Raw genomic sequence first — 2,850 nt, 5'->3', positions numbered from 1 at the left:
CGCCGGCCCGCCACCCTCCGCCGCGACCGCACACACCATCGGCATCACCGATCCCGGCGACGCCGCGGAGCGGGCCCGGGCGCTCGCCGACCGGGGCTTCCGGCTGCTCAAGCTCAAGCTCGGCGCCCCCGACCCGGCGGAGGACCTGGAGCGTGTCTCCGCCGTCCGCGACGCCGCGCCGGGGATCCGTCTGATCCTGGACCCCAACGGGGCCTGGACCCCGGAGGCGGCCGAGCGGCTGATCCCGCGTTTCGCCCTCCCCGGGGTCGAGGCCGTGGAACAACCCATCGCCCCCGGGGACCCCGACGCGCTCGCCCGGCTCGCCGCGCGTTCGCCCCTGCCCCTGATCGCGGACGAGGACGCCGCCGATCACCGGGACGCCGTCCGGTTGGCCGGGCGGGTCGGCGGCGTCAACATCAAGCTCGCCGAGTGCGGTGGGGTGCGGGCGGCCCTGCGCGTCATGGAGGCACTCGAGGGGAGCGGCACCGAGGTCATGCTCGGCTGTTTCACCGCCTCCTCACTCGGCATCGCACCGGCCGTCCACCTGGTGGACCGCGCGCGGTGGGTCGATCTCGACGGCCACCTGCTGCTGGCGCGGGACCCGTGGCGGGGCATCGGTGGAGCGGACGGCACCGTCGGTGTCGGCGACACACCGGGACTGGGCGTCACCCCGATCGACCCGCCGCCCCCCGCGGACGGCCTTTCGGACCACGCCGCGCGGACGGGGGGAGGCCCGCCGTGACGACCCTTCGCGCGGTGCGGGACTTCCCCCTCGCCGTCCGCCTGCTCCTGGTCAACCAATTCGGCGTCAACACCGGCTTCTACCTCCTGGTTCCCTACCTCGCGCTGCACCTCGGCGAGAACCTCGGCATGTCGGCGGCGATCGTCGGCGTGGTGCTCGGGGTGCGCAACCTCAGCCAACAGGGGCTGTTCATCATCGGTGGTTCGGCGGCCGACCGGCTCGGTGCCCGGGGCGTCATCATCACCGGTTGCGCCCTGCGGACCGTCGGGTTCGGACTCTTCGCACTCGGCGATTCCCTGACCGTCCTCCTGGCCGCCTCCGTGCTCAGCGGGATGGCGGGCGCCCTGTTCAACCCGGCGGTGCGCGCCTACATCGCGGTGGAGTCGGGGGACCGGCGGGCGGAGGCGTTCGCCCTGTTCCAGGTGTTCGCCACCTGTGGCGCCCTGGTCGGCCCCCTGCTGGGCGGTGTCCTGCTGCTGGTGGACTTCCGCACCTCCGCGCTCACCGCGGCCGCGATCTTCGCCGTCCTGACCGTGGCACAGGCCCTCGTCCTGCCGGCCCGGCGGGTGGAGCGCCTCGACCGCCCCGGCGTCCTGACCGATTGGCGGGAGGTGCTCGGCAACCGGCGATTCCTCGCCTTCGCCCTCGCCATGACCGGCATGTTCACCCTGGAGACCCAGCTCTACCTGCTTCTGCCGGACGGCGCGCGGACCGCCGGCGGATGGGCGGGTGCGGCCGGCCTCCTCTTCCTGGTCGGTACCGTCGCCGGCCTCACCCTCCAGTTGCGCATCACCACCCGACTCAAACGCCGGGGCCGGCGCGGCCGGTGGATCTCCCTGGGCCTGGCCCTCATGGGGTTGGCCTTCCTGATTCCGCTGCCGGTGGTCGGGGTCTCGGATCCGGGGGTCCCGGACGGCACGGCCGCGGCGGTGCTGCGCCTGCTTCCCGTCCTGCTCGCCGCACTCGTCCTCTACCTGGGGGTGATGACGGCCCAGCCCTTCGTCATGGAACTCGTCCCCGCCTTCGGCCGGAGTTCCCTGACCGGCACCCACCTCGGGGTCTTCTACATGGTCTCCGGCCTGGCCGCGGCCCTCGGCAACATCCTCGTGGGATGGACCATGGACCTCGGGGAGAACCCGGGGATCTCCTGGCTGCCCTGGGTGTGCTGCGCCGCCATCGGTCTGGCCTCCGCCGGGGGAGTGGCCCTGCTCTCCCGCCGCTCCCTGCTGCCCGACCCGGGGGCCCCGGTCCCCGCGCCCGCCCGGGGAGCCGCCCCGTGACGCTCACCGGCCCCGACCCGGCGGGCGGCTCGGGAAACCTGCTCACCGACCGCCCCGACCTCTACGAGCTCCGTTTTCCCGATCCCGAACACATCGCCGCCCGTTGGGTCGAGGACGTCCTGCGCCGTCACGGCGCGGGTCCCCGGGTCCTGGACGCCGGCTGCGGCACCGGTCGGGACGCCGCCCACCTGCACCGCGCGGGCCGCCGTGTCACGGGTGTCGACCTGTCGACGACCATGCTCGCCCACGCCCGTGCCCACCATCCCGGTCCGGACTACCTGTGGGCCGACCTGCGCGCCTTCGACCTGCGCCGCACGGTGGACGCGGTGGTCTGTCTGGACAGCGCCCTGTTGTACTGCCACACCAACCGGGAACTGGAGGGGTTCCTCGCCTCCTGCCGACACCACCTGGCCCCGGGCGGCCTGCTGGTGGCCGAGATGCGCAACGGGGCCTTCTTCCTCGGGCGCACCGAACTCCTCGACGGGCCCCGCACCACGTCGTTCACCGTCGAGGGCGTCACCCACACCTCGGTCACCACGCTGTGGGTGGACCGGGCCGCCCAACTCCTCCGCCGCCGGCGGGTCTGGACGGCCGACGACGGTTCCCCGGCGGTCGAGCAGCGATCCGCCTGGCGGCTGCTCTTCCCCCAGGAACTCCGGCTGTTGTTGGCCACCGCGGGGTTCGAGGTGCTGGAACTGCACGACGGCCCCGGCCCGCGGACCGATCCCCCCTGGCGCCCGGGAGACCCCGGAAACCCCGGCCCGGCCGGCCGGGCCGACGGGGACCGTCTGCACCTGGTGGCCCGGCTCCTGCCGCGGGCCCACCCCG

At 74.2% G+C, this 2,850-nt stretch carries 3 protein-coding genes; all 3 read left to right on the top strand.

What is annotated here, in order from left to right:
- Positions 1-742, top strand: a 742-nt coding sequence (locus FOE67_RS21750; protein WP_182666534.1) for an enolase C-terminal domain-like protein, incomplete at its 5' end; no start/stop codon positions are given.
- Positions 739-2,022, top strand: a complete 1,284-nt coding sequence (locus tag FOE67_RS21745) for an MFS transporter (protein WP_182666533.1) — start codon at positions 739-741, stop codon at positions 2,020-2,022. The genes FOE67_RS21750 and FOE67_RS21745, both read left to right, overlap by 4 nt.
- Positions 2,019-2,850: class I SAM-dependent DNA methyltransferase (locus tag FOE67_RS21740; protein ID WP_182666532.1), on the top strand; the 832-nt coding region annotated here is incomplete at its 3' end. The genes FOE67_RS21745 and FOE67_RS21740, both read left to right, overlap by 4 nt.

Source organism: Streptomyces calidiresistens (assembly GCF_014141525.1).
In the GTDB taxonomy this organism is placed as follows: Bacteria; Actinomycetota; Actinomycetes; order Streptomycetales; family Streptomycetaceae; genus Streptomyces; species Streptomyces calidiresistens.
This window is presented reverse-complemented; position numbering and strand designations above follow the sequence as displayed.